Here is a 15,687-nt window from a genome sequence, read left to right as displayed (position 1 = left end):
GGGGCCCGTGGGTTATACCCTAAGAGCAAACCACCCTTTTTAAGGGTGGTTCTGATTTCACGTCACCTTGTCTCAAATGCGACCCGCTCGCTGTCCGTTCTCTACCTGCGGCGTTGCCTTGCTCTGGGGTAGTCATTGGGGACGTTCTTAAATGACTAGGTTGGGCACATTGCTTTGAGATGTTATTCAATAAGCTGTGATGGCCTTTGAGCTGCTTACCTGCTTAAAGCAATTAACGGTGTGCATCTGCTATTGGAAATATTGCTCGAAAAATCGTTCAAGAAGTCGCGGGGCGATTTTTGATGCGTCGCGCGTCAAGTGATTTGGCAAGTTCTTGGTTAGATATTGGTCAGGTTAGGGGCAACCTTGCCAAAAGCTTGACGGATGCAGATTTAGACGTCGACGAATGAACACTCTAGGCAGGCTCCAAGCAAAATTCTGGGCTGATTCTCGATAATCGCTTCCAATCGCCCCTTGCCGCGTGCCACCCTCGCGTACAATCTGCTCCGACATTCGCGCGCCGCCCGGCGCTTAAGAGGGGAGGACCCCATGGCAAACGAGATCTGGACCATCAAGCGTTGTCTCGAGTGGACCAAGGAGTACCTGGCCGAGCGCGGTGAGGAGCATCCCCGTCTTTCTGCCGAGTGGCTGCTGTGCGCAGCAACGGGCCTGGCGCGTATCGACTTGTATATGCGCATGGACGAGACGCTCGACGCAGCGCAGCTCGAGACCATGCACGCGGCGGTCGTCCGTCGCGCAAAGGGCGAGCCGCTGCAGTACATCACCGGTAGCACGCAGTTTCGCATGATCGACGTCGCGTGCGCCCCCGGCGTGCTCATCCCGCGCCCCGAGACCGAGATGCTCGTCGAAGAAGTCCTGAACTATCTGGATGCCGAGGTGCTGAGCCCCGAGGCCGCCGCCCGCCAGCGCGTGGAGCTGCCTTGGAACGATGAGGTCGAGCAGGCTCGCAAAGCCGAGGCGGCGCTGGCCGACGAACGCGCGACCGCCGAGCGCCGTGCCGCCAACCTGACGGCGGCCGATGAGGCGGCGCTAGGCAGCGACGTACTGGGCAGCCGTGCCTATGCCGAGGAACTGGCCGACCGCGAGGCCGAGGAAGCCGCCGCGCAGGCAGCAGAAGCCGAAGCCGCGGAAGCCGCCGAGCCCGAGCTCGACGAATACGGCATCGCCATTGAGGGCAACGACCAACAGACGACTCTCGTGCAAGATGCCGCCGAGGCCAACGTACCTGCTCCAGCCGGGCCCCGCACTGCCCGCGTTCTCGAGGTCGGCTGCGGCACGGGCTGCATCTCGCTCTCGCTTGCCTGGGAGCGTCGCGGCCACGTTACCTGCACCGCTACCGATATCGAGCCGCGCGCCATCGACCTTGCTACCAAAAACCGCGATGCGCTTGGCCTCACGTCCGACGAGGTCGCCTTCAGCCTCACGAACCTGGTGAGTTCCATTCCCCGCGAAGAGTGGGGCACCTTTGACGTACTCGTCTCCAACCCGCCCTACATCCCCACCGATGTCATGCGCTCACTGCCGCACGAGGTCAAGGACTTTGAGCCCGACCTGGCGCTCGAGGGCGGCGCCGACGGCCTCGATATCTTCCGCCGTCTGCTCAACGCGGCGCCCTACATGCTGCGCGCCGGCGGCCTGTTTGCCTGCGAGCTCTACGAGGGCGCGCTCGACGCTGCGGCCGAGCTCTGTCGTCAAGCGGGTCTGTCGGACGTGCGCATCGTCCACGACCTCACCGATCGCCCCCGCATCGTTCGAGCCATCGTCACCGAGCCCAAGCAGCGTATCTAAGCTGAACTAATAGACATTTGCTCAAGTTTGCTCTTGCAATATACCGTAAAACTTCTATTATAGAAGGAGAAAGGTATGTCAAATCAGCTGCATCGGTACCGTATCGTGCTTGATTACATTGAACCTTGGCTTGATGAGCAGGATGAAGCTACGCTGAAGCAGATTTATGCAGACCTTTTGGTGCTCGAGAAGGAAGGTCCCAGCCTTGGTCGTCCACTGGTTGACCGTGTCAAGGGCTCGAAGCTTCATCATTTAAAGGAGCTGAGAGTGACTTCATGTGGTGGGCAGGTGATCCGCATCCTCTTCGCCTTTGACCCCAAGCGCCAGGCGGTATTGCTATTGGCGGGTGATAAGTCGCGAGCGGGATCGTCAAGGGCAAAATGGAACGGCTGGTATGCGATCAACATTCCAAAGGCCGAGCAAATATACCGTCGCCACGTAAGGAGGCTCGATCGAGATGGAACTGCATGAGTATATGGAATCTCGCGGGATAACACGCGACTCCATTACCGCCGAGCAGGAGAGGACTCGCGATCGTATCGAAGCCTATAAGCTTGCTCAGATTCGCAGGCTAAAAGATCTAACACAGGCGTCGGTCGCCCAATCGATGGGCGTTTCTCAAAAACGCGTATCCGAGCTCGAGCGTGGGGAATTGGGTTCGATGAGGCTTGACACGCTGAGCAGGTACGCAGAGAGCCTCGGCGGAAAACTGGTTGCAAGCATCGAGTTTCCCGATCGTACCGTTACGCTTGCGCGCTAATAATCTTCAATTAACCCCCTCACTTTCACCGACTACTAGAGCCGCTCACCAAACCAACATGCGCTCTGGGCAAATAGGTTGAACGTTTCGTGCGAGAATGCCCCACAGTAAACAAACTTGCACCAGAGCGTAAGGGGCTGGCATACACATGCAGACGGTCTATCGGGTATACGAGGGAGCGCGCGAGCCACATCGGCTTGCAGTCGAGCGCACGGCCGAGCTACTCGGTCGCGGCGGCCTGGCGCTTATTCCAACCGAGACGGTCTACGGTGTCGCCGTGGCGGTCAACGCCTTCTCGGATGCCGTTCCACAAGATACAAGTGAACCTCTGCCGTGGCCGCGCGATCCGCAGGCCACCGTCAACGGCGCCGCGGTCCCCGCACTCGGTACCGGCTACCGTCGCATCTTTACCCTCAAGCAGCGCGAGCTCACCCAAACGGTTGCCTGGCTGGTCGATGATGCCGAGGCACTCGACCGCTATGGCGTGGATATCCCTAACGAGGCCCGCGTGCTCGCCCGACGATGCTGGCCGGGCGCCCTGACTATCGTGGTCAAGGCGGCCCCCTGCGTGCCGACCTTTATGCGCGCCGCCGACGACACGGTGGCACTTCGCGCTTCGGCCTCGCCCGTGGTGCAGGCGCTCATCCGCGCCTGCGGTAGCCCTCTTGCCTGCACCAGCGCCAACACGCATGGCGCGCCCGCGCCGGCAAGTTTTGTCACGGTGGAGGAGCGCATCCTGAAGGGGGTCGATGTGGCCGTCGACGCCGGTGAGACCCCGTGTCGCGACGCCTCAACCATCGTGTCGTTTCAGCACGGCGAGCTCCAGATCCTGCGCCAAGGCGCGCTTCCCGCATCAGAGATCGAACGGGTCCTGTCCGACCCGATGCAATAGAAAGGTGTAAGCGATGTCGTTGAATCTAGGTAGCCTGGGTATGGAAGACGCCTCGTTTAGCTTTGGCGGTTCCTACATCATGGCGCTCGACTGCGGCACCACCTCGGTACTCGCGACCATCGTCGACGAGTACGGCTGCATCGTCGCCCAGGCGCGCCGTAGCGTCAAAACCAGCTTCCCGCGCCCCGGCTGGGTGGAGCAGGATCCCACGGAGGTGCTTGCCAGCCAGATCGGCGTGATGATGGAGGTTCAGTTTAAGAGCGGCATCCATTCTGACCGCATCGCCGCCATCGGTATCTCCAACCAGCGCGAGACCACGGTGGTGTGGGACCGCATAAGCGGCCAACCCATCTATAACGCCATCGTGTGGCAATGCCGTCGCACCGCACCTCTGATCGACGAGCTGGTTGAGCAGGGCGCAGAAGAGCTGGTGCGCTCCCGCACGGGGCTTACGCTCGACCCGTATTTCTCGGCCTCCAAGGTGCAGTGGATTCTCGATAACGTCGACGGTGCGCGTGAGAGCGCGGCGGCGGGCGACCTCATGTTCGGCACCATCGACACCTGGCTCATCTACAACCTCACCGGCGGTCAGGTCTTTGCCACCGACTACACCAATGCCAGCCGCACCGCGCTCTTTAATATCCATGCGCTCGATTGGGACGACGATCTGCTGGCGCTTTTCGACGTCCCACGTTCCATGATGCCCGAGGTTCGTTGGAGCTCGGGCGACTACGGCCGCGTCGCGAGCGACATCATGACCAACATGCCACCCATCATGGGCGTGGCGGGCGACCAGCAGGCGTCGCTGTTCGGCCACTGCTGCTTCCATCCCGGCCAGACCAAAAACACCTATGGCACGGGCTGCTTTATGCTCATGAACACCGGCGACGAGATCGTCGAATCCAAGAACGGTTTGGTCTCCACGATCGGTATCGCCGCGGACGGCAAGATCAGCTATGCGCTCGAGGGTTCTATCTTTGCCGCCGGCTCAACCATGAACTGGCTGCGCAACAACATGGGCATCATCTCGAGCGTGAGCGAGTCCGCGCAACTCGCCACTTCGATTAACGACAACGAGGGCTGCTACTTCGTTCCCGCCTTCGCAGGCCTGGGCGCTCCCTGGTGGGACCCGCATGCTCGCGGTATCGTGTGCGGCCTGACCGGCGCCTCGAGTCGCGCGACCATTGTGCGTGCGGCCTGCGAGTCCATGGCCTACCAGAGCTATGACGTGCTGCGCGCCATGGAGCAGGACGTGGGACTTTCGATTGAGCGCCTGTCCGTCGATGGCGGTGCCTCGCGCAACGAGTTCATCATGCAATTCCAGGCTGATCTGCTGGATATTCCCGTGCTGCAGTGCGAGACGGTGGAGACCACGGCGATTGGCGCCGCGTACTTGGCGGGCCTTGCTGTCGGCTATTGGGAGGATTTGGAGGAGCTGGAGCAAAACGCTCAGATCGTCAAAGTCTTCCATCCTCACATGTCCGCCGAGCGCCGTGAGAGCAACCTCGCTGGTTGGCGTGATGCCGTCAAGCGTTCGCTCAACACCGCTCAGTAGGGTTGCGACGAGCTGCTCGATACAACAAACCGTTAAACTTATGCACGGCGCGAGGCAACAACGTCGCCAGGCGTCTTGTCAGCAAGGCCATCTTCCGGCCGCAACGAAAGGGGCAATCAACCCATGACCGTCACCTACGATACGTCCCGCGTGACGCTTGTCGACCATCCGCTCGTCCAGCACAAGCTGTCGATCTTGCGCGACAAGAGCACTGGCACCAACCAGTTCCGCCAGCTCGTGCGCGAGCTTGCGCTCTTTGACGGCTACGAGGCCATGCGCGACCTGCCCATGGAAGACGTCGAGGTCGAGACTCCCATCACCACCGCCATGTTTAAGCAGCTTGCCGGCAAGAAGCTCGCCATTGTTCCCATCCTGCGTGCGGGCCTCGGCATGGTCGATGGCATCCTCGACCTGGTGCCCTCCGCTCGCGTGGGCCACATCGGTATGGAGCGTGACGAGGTTACCCACGAGCCGCATGAGTATTACTGCAAGATGCCCAAGGATATCGACCAGCGCATCTGCCTGGTTGTTGACCCCATGCTCGCCACGGGCGGTTCGGCCGAGATGGCCATCAGCTACCTGCGCGAGCGCGGTGTTAAGGATATTCGCATGCTGTGTATCGTCGCCGCGCCCGAGGGCCTCAAGTCACTGACCGAAAAGGACCCCGACGTACATATTTATACCTGCGCCATCGATGACCATCTCAACGAGGCCGCCTACATCGTTCCCGGCCTGGGCGACGCCGGCGACCGCATCTACGGTACGCTCTAGTCGTTGGGCCTTGTCGGCTACGGTCACAAATACGAAGAAATGGTGCGCGCGGGCGAGCAAAAGTCGTCCACGCGCACTTCTGTTAACGGACGTTTTGCGCTGAGGGGTTCGAAAAAACGTATTACCGTACCTGCGGCATAAAGAAGGCCTTAAGAAAACGTACAGGTGCGTATTAACCGTTTGTTTTACGGTTGTACTTTAGCGATTGGCTCGTACAATAGTCACCAATGTTTGGCTGGGACTGTGCTGTGAGGCGTTAAAAAGGAAAGCGAGGAAGCCAGTGTTTCAGATAGCCGATCTGCTCGCTATCGTTGCAGGCGCCATCGCGGGCGCAATTGCCTTCCTTCCCTTTGTCTTTACGCTCAAGCCGGTTCTTGACGATAAGCAGAATGCGGACATGCTCAAGGGCATGGTGAGTCTGGCGGTCTCGGCAGTCGCCCTGCTCGTCTTTACCTTGGTTGTGTTTGCGTTGTTCGGAGAGGCATTTCGCATGTTCCTCCTGGGCGAGGCGATTGGCTTCGTGGCCTTTATGGCCGCCTGCACGGTTCGCGTCGCCAAGGCGCTGCGAGATCCTCATGAGGTCGAAAGGTAAGTCGTGGAAATTTTTGAAAAGCTGCCTGATGAGATTAATCATCTGGTCAGCGAGTTCAGCTCCACCCCTGTCGTGGGCGATCTGAGCTGCGGCATCACGCAGTACTCGTTTTGGCTGATCGTCTCCACGATCGTGCTCCTGATCGTCCTGGCCGTGTTCAAGAAGAAGCAGACCCTGGTTCCCAAGGGCTTCTTCGTCAACGGTTTCGAGTACATCATCGAGTACGTCGAGAACGATATCGGCAAGGGCGTCGTGGGTGAGAACTGGAAGAAGCACTTCCCGTTCCTGTGCTCGCTTTTCCTGTTCATCCTGATCAATAACATGATCGGCCTGATCCCGGGAATGAAGCCCGGCACCGGCGCAATCGGCTCCACCGCTGCGCTCGCCATCTTCGCCTTCGTGTACTTCATCTACTACGGATGCAAGGCTCACGGCGTGATCGGCTACATCAAGAGCCTCGCCCCGCAGGGCGTGAGCTTCCCGATGAACGTGCTTGTGTGGGTCGTCGAGCTTTTCTCGACCTTCCTGCGCCTCATCACGCTCGCCGTCCGTCTGTTCTGCAACATGTTCGCAGGACACGTGGTCATGGGCTCGTTCGCCATCATGGCGAGCATGTTCATGCAGCCGCTGCTTCAGCAGGTTTCCGCGGCCCACGCCGTCGGCGCCCTGCCTTCGCTGGCCTGGCTTGCCATCCTCATCCTGATCTATGCGATTGAGCTCGTGGTCGGCGCCATCCAGGCTTACGTCTTCACGGTCCTTACCGCCGTGTATGTCTCCGAGGCAGAGGAGGTCGCGGAGGAGGAGTAGTAGTCTTCCGTTCGCGCCTTAAAGGTAAGGCAATTCGTTAAACCGCCGGTGCCCGTACCCATGGAGCCCGGCAGTTATAAAAAGGTTATCCTGCGTGAAATAAGACACGCACGACAAAGGAGGAATCGTGGGAGTTATCGGTTACGGTCTCGGTGTTATCGGCGCTGGTCTTGCTATCGGCCTGTCTGCTCTGGGTGCTACGGGTGCTATGGCCCGTCAGCCTGAGGTCCAGGGCCGCGTGTTCACCGTCTTCATCATGGGCTCCGCCTTCGGCGAGGCTCTGGCTCTGATCGGCTTCGTTGTCGCGCTGATCGTTAAATAGCACGGAGCGTCAAGTATGAATCTTTCATCCCAGAAGAGCGCGATCGCACTCTCCGCGTCCGCGGCCGCGCTGCTCATGCCGGTTTCCGCGTTCGCCGAGGACGGCGCTGCCGGTGCGGACATCCTCATCCCTAAGATGGCGGAGTTCATCCCGGCGCTTATCGCCTTCCTGATCATCTGGATCGTGCTGGCCAAGGTCGCCCTGCCGGGCATCATGAAAACCATGGAGGAGCGCGGCAAGAAGATCGAGGAGAGCCTCGACGAGGCCGAGAAGACCAAGCAGGAGGCTATCGCCAAGCGCGCTGAGTCCGACTCGATCGTCACCGACGCCCGTCGTCAGGCTGCCGACATCGTTCTCGAGGCCCGTAAGGACGCCGAGTCCGAGCGCGCCCGTATCATCGAGGCTGCTCACAAGGAGGCCGAGGAGATCATCGCCAAGGCCCACACGACCGTCGAGGACGAGCGCAAGTCCATCTACGCCGGTGCCGCGAGCTCCATCGCCGACCTGTCCGTTGCTGTCGCCACCAAGATCGTGGGCGAGGCACTCGAGGACGAGGGCGAGCAGAAGAAGCTCATCGAGCGCTACATCCAGGAAGCAGGTAGCCTGAATGCCGACTAGCCGCTATCAGGACAAGGTGCTCGAGACTTACGCGCGCTCCCTTTTGGAAGCCGCCAAGGCCGAGAACCATGTGTTCGAGGACCTCGAGATGATCGAGCGCCTGGCTAGCGCCAGCCCCGAGATCATCGCCGTGCTCGACACCATGTCCAAGCGCGACCAGCTCGACCTTCTTCCCAAGGTGGCAGCTGCCTTTAAGTATGTTGCCGAGGAAGACGAGGATGTAGTGGGCGTGACCGTCACCACGGCGATCCCGCTCGACGACGAGCTGCGTCAAACCATCACTAAGAAATGCGAGCAGGACTTCGGCCGCAAGGTATTCCTTATCGAGCAGGTCGACCCGTCTATCGTGGGCGGCCTGGTGCTCGAGGCCCGCGGCGAGCGTCGTGACATTTCCGTCAAGACGCAGCTGCGCGTCGCGCAGGAGACCCTCGCAAACTCTGCTAATTCGTACGGAGGTGAAGCCTAATGTCCGAAACCCTCAATGCCCAGGATATCGCCAAGAAACTGCAGGAGCAGCTCACGAGCCTCTCCGCGACGGTCGATACGCATGAGGTTTCAACGGTCGACGAGGTAGGCGACGGCATCGCGCGCGTCTCCGGCCTCAAGAGCGCCATGGCAGGCGAGCTTCTGGAGTTCAAGAGCTCCGATACCGGTGAGACCGTCTTCGGCCTTGCCCAGAACCTTGACCGTGACGAGGTCGGCGCCGTTCTGTTTGGTGCCGTCGACTCCATCAAGGAAGGCGACGAGTGCCGCACCACTGGCCGCATTATGGATATCCCTGTGAGCCGCGCCATGCTCGGCCGCGTCGTCAATCCGCTCGGCCAGCCCATCGACGGCCTGGGCGACATCGTCGCCACGCACCGTCGCCCCATCGAGTTCAAGGCCCCCGGCGTCATCGACCGTACCCCGGTGTGTGAGCCGGTTCAGACCGGTCTGCTCGCTATCGACTCCATGGTGCCTATTGGCCGCGGTCAGCGTGAGCTCATCATCGGCGACCGTAAGACCGGTAAGACCGCCATCGCCATCGACGCTATCCTCAACCAGCGCGGTAAGGGCATGGTCTGCATCTATGTCGCCATCGGCCAGAAGGCCTCCACGGTTGCCAACATCCGCGAGACCCTCGCTCAGCACGGTGCGCTCGACTACACCATTATCGTTTCGGCCACCGCTGCCGATTCCGCCCCTATGCAGTACATCGCGCCTATGGCCGGTGCCGCTATCGGCGAGTTCTTCATGTACAACGGTGAGGACGGCAAGCCCGCCAGCGAGACCAACCCCGGTGGCCACGTGCTCGTCATCTACGACGACCTGTCCAAGCAGGCCGTGGCCTACCGTCAGATGTCGCTGACGCTGCATCGTCCGCCCGGACGCGAGGCCTATCCTGGCGACATCTTCTACCTGCACTCTCGTCTGCTCGAGCGTGCAGTCAAGATGTCCAAGAAGAACGGTTACGGCTCCATGACGGCTCTTCCGATCATCGAGACCCAGGACGGCGACGTCTCGGCCTACATTCCGACCAACGTCATTTCCATTACCGATGGTCAGATCTACCTGCAGTCCGAGCTTTTCTTCCAGGGCCAGCGCCCGGCAGTCGACGTGGGCATTTCCGTGTCCCGCGTCGGTGGCGACGCACAGACCAAGGCCATGAAGCAGGTCGCCGGCAACCTCCGTCTGGACCTTGCTTCGTACCAGGAGCTCGCCGGCTTCACACAGTTCGGCTCCGACCTCGACGAGGCCACGCAAAAGCAGCTTACCCACGGCGCTCGCATGACTGAGCTCCTTAAGCAGCCGCGCTACAAGCCGTTTGAGGTTGGCGAGCAGATCGTTACGCTGTTCGCTGGCAACGAGGGCTTCCTGGATGACCTGGAGATTGCCGACGTGCTGCCTTTCCGTGCCGAGCTCATCGAGTACATGGACAATGGCTTTGGCTCGCTGCTCGACAAGGTTCGCGCCAAGAAGATCGATGATGACACCAAGGCTGAGCTCTTGCGCGTCATCGGCGACTTCAAGCAGCAGTTCATGGCCAAGCACCATTCGGATGTTTCTGGATCAGAGGAGAACTAAGCCCCATGGCCAACCTTCGCGACATTAAGAAGCGAATCTCCTCGGTTACCACGACCAAGCAGATCACGCGCACGATGGAGATGGTCTCTACGGCCAAGATCCGTCGTGCTCTCGATCGCTCCAAGCAGGCCGAGCCCTATAAGGAGGCGCTGACCGACGTCATGTTGACGGTCGCCGGCGACGCCTCCTGTTCGGGCACCGATCCCATGCTGCAGAAGCATGAGAGCGTCAAGCATGGCCTGATTGTCGTTATTGCCTCGGACCGCGGCCTTGCCGGCGGTTTCAATACGACGGTGGAGCGCACGGCCGAAAAGCTCGCCGCTTCTTGGGCGAACGACGGCATCGAGTGCGAGATCATCGCGTGTGGGCGCAAACCGGCCACGTATTTCCGTGACCGCGAAAACGTCGTCATGCACTTTGAGGGCAACTCCTCTGAGCCCGATTTCAATCAGGCCCGCATGATCTCCTCTCATATCTGCGATGCGTATCGTGCCGGTGAGCTTGACCGTGTCGAGCTTGTCTACCACCACGCCAAGAACCGCGTGGATCAGGAGCTTCGCGTCGAGCATCTGTTGCCGCTCGACCCCGAGATGATCGCTATGGCCCACGGTCCGCGTAAGAACGAGACCGACGCCCCTAAGCGCATCTCGTCCACGTTCGAGTTCGTGCCCTCTCCCGAGCATGTTCTCGGCAAGCTTGTGCCGTCTTATATCCTGACGGTCATCTACCAGGCCCTGATCGATTCGGCGGCTGCCGAGCAGGGTGCACGCCGCAAGGCCATGCACTCCGCGACGGAAAACGCCACCGCGATCATCTCGACCCTTACCCGCACGTATAGTCGCGTGCGCCAGGCTTCGATCACGACCGAGATTAACGAGATCGTCGGCGGAGCCTCAGCATTGGAGGAACAGTAATGGCTAATAACACCGTAAAGCTTGCGGTCGAGGAAGCCACCAAGAAGACGACTGCCGGTGATGGTCGCATCGTGCGAATCATCGGCCCTGTCGTCGACGTCAAGTTTGACGGCGCGGTGCCCCCGATCTACAACGCGCTCACGGTCGAGGCCGAGACCCCGATCGGTCACCTGAGCACGATCCTCGAGGTCGAGAGCCAGCTTCCGGGCGGCGTCGTCCGCACGGTCGCCATGTCCTCGACCGACGGCCTGCAGCGCGGCCTCATCGCCACCGATACCGGTGAGCCCATGAAGATGCCCGTTGGTCCCAAGACGCTCGGCCGCATTTGGAACGTCATGGGCAAGCCCGTCGACGGCAAGCCCATGCCCGAGGTGGAGGAGTTCTACCCCATCCACCATGCAGCGCCCCGTTTCGACGAGCTCACCACCAAGACCGAGATCTTCGAGACCGGCATCAAGGCTGTCGACCTGCTCGAGCCCTACATCCGTGGCGGCAAGACGGGCCTGTTCGGCGGCGCCGGCGTCGGCAAGACCGTTCTGATTCAGGAGCTCATCAACAACCTCGCCCAGGAGCACGGCGGCACCTCGGTGTTCACCGGCGTCGGCGAGCGTACCCGCGAGGGCACCGACCTGTTCCTCGAGATGAGCGAGTCTGGCGTTATCGACAAGACCTGCTTGGTCTATGGTCAGATGAACGAGCCGCCCGGAGCGCGTCTGCGCATCGGTCTGGCCGGCCTTACTACCGCTGAGTATTTCCGTGATCGTGGCCAGGACGTTCTGCTGTTCATCGACAACATCTTCCGCTTCTCCCAGGCAGGTTCCGAGGTTTCCGCACTGCTGGGCCGTATGCCGTCCGCCGTTGGTTACCAGCCCACGCTGGCAACCGAGATGGGCGACCTCCAGGAGCGCATTACCTCGACCAAGACGGGCTCCATTACCTCCGTCCAGGCTGTCTACGTCCCCGCAGACGACCTGACCGACCCGGCGCCTGCCACAACGTTTACGCACCTCGACGCCACCACGGTTCTTTCGCGTAGCATTTCGTCGCTCGGCCTGTTCCCGGCTATCGACCCGCTCGCATCTTCCTCCGACGCTCTCGATCCCTCGATCGTCGGCGAGGAGCACTACCGTGTCGCCGTCAAGGTCCAGGAGCTCCTGCAGGAGTACTCCGACCTTCAGGACATCATCGCCATTCTGGGTATGGACGAGCTGTCCGAGGAGCAGCGCCTTACGGTCAACCGTGCCCGTAAGATTCAGCAGTTCCTCTCGCAGTCCTTCCACGTCGCCGAGAAGTTCACCGGCAACCCCGGTGTCTACGTCCGCGTCGAGGATACCGTCCGCTCTTTCGCCGAGATTGTCGACGGCAAGGCCGATGACCTGCCCGAGCAGGCTTTCCGCTATGCTTCCACGATTGAGGACGTGCGCGAGCGCGCCCGCAAGATGGGGGAGAAGTAGGTTATGCGTATCCGCATCGTGTGCCCCGTGAGCTGCGCCTATGAGGGCGACGCTGCGTTTGTGTCGATTCCGTCCACGGATGGCGAGTTTGGCGTTCTGCCTGCTCACTCCAGCGAGATCTGCACGATCGACCGCGGTTACGTTCGCGTTTCCGATAAGGCCATGGGCACTGTCGACCACACGTTTGCCGTGGCCGGCGGCTATGCCCAGGTTGCGGACGATGTCGTGACCGTTCTCGCCGAGCGCGCTTGCGATTTGGCGACCGTCGATGCCGACAAGCTTAAAGCTGATATTCAAGGTTTTGAAGAGAAGCTGGGTAATTTGTCGGAGGATGATGCACGCCGCGCCTACCTCTATAATGAAATCGCATGGTGTAAGCTCAAGCTTGCCCAATAGTCAAACGATTTAGCGTTCGACCATTTGCGAACACATCATGCCCGGGATGGCTCAGCCATCCCGGGCATGCTTTTTGAAAGGGTAGACCTTGGATATTATCCGCGTTGAGGGTGGCCACGCCATCGGAGGCTCCGTGCCCGTTTCGGGCGCCAAGAACTCCGCACTCAAACTCATGGCGGCAACGCTTCTGGCGCCGGGCAAGACGACGCTGCAGAACGTGCCCGATATTTCCGATGTCCACGTGATGGGCAAGGTGCTCAAGGGCATGGGCGCTACGATCGATGTTCTCGACGAGCACACGCTCGAGATTGATACCTCTCAGGTCGATTCTTGGGAGGCCCCCTACGAGCTCGTCGCCAAGATGCGTGCTTCCACCGCCGTGATGGGACCCCTGCTGGGCCGCTTCCATCGCGCCAAGATCGCCATGCCGGGCGGCTGCAACCTGGGTGCTCGCAAGATCGATATGCACATTCTTGGTCTCGAGGCCCTGGGCGTTGAGTTCGATACCGCCCACGGCTACATCAACGCTAATGCGCCCCAAGGTCTGCGCGGTACCACCGTTACGCTCGAGTTCGCCAGCGTCGGTGCGACCGAGAACCTCATCATGGCATCCGTGCGCGCGCAGGGCACCACGGTTATCGACAATGCCGCCCGCGAGCCCGAGATCGTCGATCTCGCCAACATGCTCAACGAGATGGGCGCCAAGATTGTTGGCGCCGGTACGCCTGTCGTGACCATCGAGGGCGTGGAAGAACTGCATCCTGTTACCCATCGCGTAGTGGGCGACCGCATCGAGGCCGGTACCTTTATCGTTGCCGGTGCGTTGATGGCCGACGATCGTGGTGTCGATGTCACGGGCTTTTGCCCCATTCACTTGGGCATGGTGCTCAAGAAGATGGAGCTCATGGGTATCGACTGCGAGCGCGTCGAGGATGGCGTCCATGTGAACCGTGCCGAGCGTATCAAGCCGGTCGACATCCAAACGCTTCCGTTCCCCGGCTTCCCGACGGACATGCAGGCGCAGATTATGGTGCTCTCCGCTCTCGCCGACGGCAGTTCCGTTATTACCGAGAACATCTTCGAGAATCGCTTTATGTTTGCCTCTGAGCTGGTGCGCATGGGTGCCGACATTCGTATCGAGAGCCATCATGCCATGATTCATGGCGTCAAGGGTTTCTCGGGTGCACAGGTTACCTCGCCCGATCTGCGTGGCGGAGCGGCCCTCGTCGTAGCGGGCTTGATCGCCGACGGGACGACCGAGGTTTCGGCTATCCATCACATCAAGCGCGGCTACGAGCAGTTTGTCGAAAAGCTGCAGGCGCTCGGCGCGCATGTCGAGCATGCTACCGTCCCCGATCCCGTCATCTACTAATACAGGTTGCCTATGTTTAATAAAAAGCCCCTCGCGGATACCACCGCCCGAAGACCCTCAACTGGTGCGCAGGCCAAGATCTACAGTCGCGATAACGTGGCTCGCTATTCCGAGCGCGCTCGTCAACGTCGTCGTAGCCACACGATTCGTCACGTCGCGCTCATTGTCGTGCTTGGTGTGCTGCTGAGTGCCACTACCGCTGCCGGCCTGTGGTTTGCCACCATTATGGGCAAGCTCGGCGATTCTAATGTCATTACCGACAATCTGCGTCGGGTTCTGGTTGACACCGATGAGGCAAAGGATCCGTTCTACGTGCTGCTTCTTGGCACCGACGGCCGTCCGGGCGAGGATACGTATCGTGCCGACTCGATTATCCTGGCACGCATCGACCCCACGCAAAAGCAGGCGACGCTCATTTCCGTTCCGCGCGACACCAAGGTCGAGTACAAGGGCGAGACCATGAAGATCAACGCCTGCCATACCGTTGGCGGCGCCGAGGCCATGGTCGAGGCGGTCAACGAGCTGTGCGGTGTTCAGATTTCCCACTATGCCGAGGTCAGCTTCGACGGTATGCAGGCGCTGATTGATTCGGTTGGCGGTATCGACATTAACGCAACCGATGATGTTGACGACCCCGAGCACCTGGATATTAAGATTACCGCTGGCCAGCAGCATATGGACGGTGCCACCGCCCTTACCTATGCCCGCTGCCGCTACACCTATGCCGACGGCGATTACACGCGCATGCGCCACCAGCGTCAGGTGCTTGGCGCCCTTGCCAACCAGATTCTCAATAACTTCGATGCCACGAAGATCTTTGGCCTGGTTAATTCGCTGTCCGATATGCTTGTAACCGATATGAGCGTTCAGGATATCGTGGCTACGGTCAACGCCATGCGCGGTATGGATGTCGACGGTATCTACTCGGCCAACCTGCCCTCGTACGCCGACGACAGCACCATGATCGACGGTGTGAGCTACGTCTTTGTCTACGAGGACGAGCTCAAGGAAATGATGGAGCGCGTCGATGCCGGCAAGGATCCCAAGGGTCCCAACACCATGGGTCTTTCCGACGGTTCCAGCTCTACGATTGGCGACCTGAACAACAACACGTCTGACGACTACGCAAACGGTACCGCAACCTCATCGATCAGCTCTGACGATTCCGATGACTCAAGCGATTCAAGCGATTCGGACTACTACGAAGAGCCCACCGGTGACGGCAACGGCTACGAAGCCAACTACTAGAGTTACGCGGTTCTACGAACCGCGTAACTAGTTGACGCTGCAAACTCGTCAGAGCGGCAATCTGCCTTTCAACTTCGGCGGCATGATCAAAAGATCAATGCCGCCTCGTTTCA

Annotated in this window: 17 protein-coding genes; all 17 read left to right on the top strand. The window is 60.2% G+C overall.

The genetic code is table 11. The features are described from left to right. Positions 1-549: 549 nt before the first annotated feature. The 17 genes from PGW49_RS09910 (at position 550) to PGW49_RS09830 (ending at position 15,574) form a co-directional block, all read left to right on the top strand. On the top strand, positions 550-1,809 hold the full coding sequence (locus PGW49_RS09910) for a N5-glutamine methyltransferase family protein (protein ID WP_270226389.1): 1,260 nt from the start codon (positions 550-552) through the stop codon (positions 1,807-1,809). Between the two features lie 75 nt (positions 1,810-1,884). Further along, the gene (locus PGW49_RS09905) at positions 1,885-2,280 is read left to right on the top strand and encodes a type II toxin-antitoxin system RelE/ParE family toxin (RefSeq protein ID WP_156600864.1); all 396 of its coding nucleotides are present in this window, start codon (positions 1,885-1,887) and stop codon (positions 2,278-2,280) included. After that, positions 2,267-2,569, top strand: coding sequence for a helix-turn-helix domain-containing protein (locus PGW49_RS09900; RefSeq protein ID WP_006235701.1), 303 nt, complete (start codon positions 2,267-2,269; stop codon positions 2,567-2,569). Before PGW49_RS09905 ends, PGW49_RS09900 begins: the two co-directional genes overlap by 14 nt. 148 nt (positions 2,570-2,717) lie before the next feature. Next, entirely contained in the window at positions 2,718-3,461 is a 744-nt protein-coding gene (locus PGW49_RS09895; RefSeq protein ID WP_270226387.1) for an L-threonylcarbamoyladenylate synthase, read from the top strand. A 13-nt stretch (positions 3,462-3,474) separates the two neighbouring features. After that, entirely contained in the window at positions 3,475-5,016 is a 1,542-nt protein-coding gene (glpK, locus tag PGW49_RS09890) for a glycerol kinase GlpK (protein ID WP_238057919.1), read from the top strand. Positions 5,017-5,139: 123 nt separating this feature from the next. Further along, positions 5,140-5,787, top strand: a complete 648-nt coding sequence (gene upp, locus PGW49_RS09885; RefSeq protein ID WP_195568703.1) for a uracil phosphoribosyltransferase — start codon at positions 5,140-5,142, stop codon at positions 5,785-5,787. 280 nt (positions 5,788-6,067) lie between these two features. Continuing rightward, positions 6,068-6,379: a hypothetical protein gene (locus tag PGW49_RS09880; RefSeq protein WP_118376864.1), complete on the top strand. Its 312-nt coding sequence runs from the start codon at positions 6,068-6,070 to the stop codon at positions 6,377-6,379. A 3-nt stretch (positions 6,380-6,382) separates the two neighbouring features. Then, positions 6,383-7,186 (top strand): F0F1 ATP synthase subunit A, encoded by an 804-nt coding sequence (gene atpB, locus PGW49_RS09875; RefSeq protein ID WP_022094263.1) that lies wholly within the window; start codon positions 6,383-6,385, stop codon positions 7,184-7,186. Positions 7,187-7,313: 127 nt separating this feature from the next. Continuing rightward, a complete protein-coding gene (locus tag PGW49_RS09870; RefSeq protein WP_022094262.1) occupies positions 7,314-7,508 on the top strand; it encodes an ATP synthase subunit c family protein in 195 nt (64 codons plus the stop codon). 15 nt (positions 7,509-7,523) lie between these two features. Continuing rightward, entirely contained in the window at positions 7,524-8,126 is a 603-nt protein-coding gene (atpF, locus tag PGW49_RS09865) for a F0F1 ATP synthase subunit B (RefSeq protein ID WP_195192805.1), read from the top strand. After that, on the top strand, positions 8,116-8,592 hold the full coding sequence (locus PGW49_RS09860; protein ID WP_099432315.1) for a F0F1 ATP synthase subunit delta: 477 nt from the start codon (positions 8,116-8,118) through the stop codon (positions 8,590-8,592). The genes atpF and PGW49_RS09860 overlap by 11 nt, the downstream gene beginning before the upstream one ends. Then, positions 8,592-10,190, top strand: a complete 1,599-nt coding sequence (gene atpA, locus PGW49_RS09855) for a F0F1 ATP synthase subunit alpha (protein WP_035138794.1) — start codon at positions 8,592-8,594, stop codon at positions 10,188-10,190. The genes PGW49_RS09860 and atpA overlap by 1 nt, the downstream gene beginning before the upstream one ends. 5 nt (positions 10,191-10,195) lie before the next feature. Beyond that, positions 10,196-11,104, top strand: coding sequence for an ATP synthase F1 subunit gamma (gene atpG, locus PGW49_RS09850; protein ID WP_055310126.1), 909 nt, complete (start codon positions 10,196-10,198; stop codon positions 11,102-11,104). Further along, a complete protein-coding gene (gene atpD, locus PGW49_RS09845) occupies positions 11,104-12,558 on the top strand; it encodes a F0F1 ATP synthase subunit beta (protein WP_006235717.1) in 1,455 nt (484 codons plus the stop codon). Before atpG ends, atpD begins: the two co-directional genes overlap by 1 nt. Positions 12,559-12,561: 3 nt before the next feature. Beyond that, the gene (gene atpC, locus PGW49_RS09840; RefSeq protein WP_006235718.1) at positions 12,562-12,954 is read left to right on the top strand and encodes an ATP synthase F1 subunit epsilon; all 393 of its coding nucleotides are present in this window, start codon (positions 12,562-12,564) and stop codon (positions 12,952-12,954) included. An 88-nt stretch (positions 12,955-13,042) separates the two neighbouring features. Next, a complete protein-coding gene (gene murA, locus PGW49_RS09835; protein WP_035138796.1) occupies positions 13,043-14,326 on the top strand; it encodes a UDP-N-acetylglucosamine 1-carboxyvinyltransferase in 1,284 nt (427 codons plus the stop codon). Between the two features lie 12 nt (positions 14,327-14,338). After that, positions 14,339-15,574, top strand: coding sequence for an LCP family protein (locus tag PGW49_RS09830; RefSeq protein WP_195247125.1), 1,236 nt, complete (start codon positions 14,339-14,341; stop codon positions 15,572-15,574). Positions 15,575-15,687: the final 113 nt, after the last annotated feature.

Origin of the sequence: Collinsella aerofaciens, from assembly GCF_027679495.1 — a bacterium.
Classification (GTDB): domain Bacteria; phylum Actinomycetota; class Coriobacteriia; order Coriobacteriales; family Coriobacteriaceae; genus Collinsella; species Collinsella aerofaciens_AK.
The sequence above is the reverse complement of the archived record's forward strand: the minus strand, read 5'-3'. Positions and strand labels throughout refer to the sequence as shown.